At 69.9% G+C, this 1,051-nt stretch carries 1 protein-coding gene; it reads right to left on the bottom strand.

The window, feature by feature from the left end:
• A partial coding sequence (locus tag AB0J52_RS42015; RefSeq protein WP_500188904.1) for an aldo/keto reductase occupies positions 1–838 on the bottom strand: 838 nt, incomplete at its 3' end.
• Between the last annotated feature and the right edge of the window lie 213 nt (positions 839–1,051).

Raw genomic sequence — 1,051 nt, 5'->3', positions numbered from 1 at the left:
GGCCGGTCACGCCGTCCTGCGCGAGCAGCCACGCGAGGCCGACGTGGGCCGGGTCCTCGCCGATCTCGGCGCACAGCTTCTCGTACGCCTCCAGGGCGTCGCGGTGCTCGGCGAACGACTCGGCCCAGTGGCCCGTGCCGCTGCGCGCGGCGACGCCCTCGCGCCGCTTGCGCAGGACGCCGCTGAGCAGCCCGCCGTGCAGCGGCGACCACGGGATCACGCCCAGCCCGTAGTGCCGCGCCGCGGGCAGCACCTCCAGCTCCGCCCAGCGCGACATCAGGTTGTAGATCGACTGCTCGCTGACCAGGCCGAGGAAGTGCCGCGCCCGGGCCGCCTCCTGCGCCTGCGCGATGTTCCAGCCGGCGAAGTTCGACGACCCGAAGTACAGCACCTTGCCCTGCTGGCGCAGCACGCCGAACGCCTCCCAGATCTCCTCCCACGGAGTGCTCCGGTCGATGTGGTGCATCTGGTACAGGTCGATGTAGTCGGTCCGCAGCCGCTTCAGCGAGCCCTCGACGGCACGCCGGATGTGCAGCGCGGACAGGCCGCGGTCGTTCGGCCCCTCCCCCATCGGCAGGTACGCCTTGGTGGCGAGGACGGTCTTGTCGCGCCGTCCGGCCCCCTGCGCGAACCACCGTCCGATGATCTGCTCGGTGACGCCCTCGCCGAGCTCCCGGCCGTACACGTCGGCCGTGTCGAAGAAGTTGACGCCGTGGCCGTGCGCGGCGTCCATGATCTTGTGGCTGTCCTCCTCGGACGCCTCCGTGCCGAAGTTCATCGTGCCGAGGACGAGCCGGGACACCGACAGGCCGCTGCGGCCGAGACGCGTGTACTCCATCTGCTTCCAACCTTCTCTCAGAACCGATGTGGCGCTAGCCGCATCAGGTGCGATGCGGTGAAGCTACTACTTGCAACATGCGTGTCGCAAGTACAGATTGAACGCGGACGCGCCTGTATACTTTTCCCATGACGACTCAGCGGCGGGCTCCCGCGGCGAAGGACGGCCGTCCGCTCCGCGCGGACGCCGAGCGGACGGTGCGGGCGATCCTCG

The organism is Spirillospora sp. NPDC049652 (assembly GCF_040675125.1).
Classification (GTDB): domain Bacteria; phylum Actinomycetota; class Actinomycetes; order Streptosporangiales; family Streptosporangiaceae; genus Spirillospora.
The sequence above is the reverse complement of the archived record's forward strand: the minus strand, read 5'-3'. Positions and strand labels throughout refer to the sequence as shown.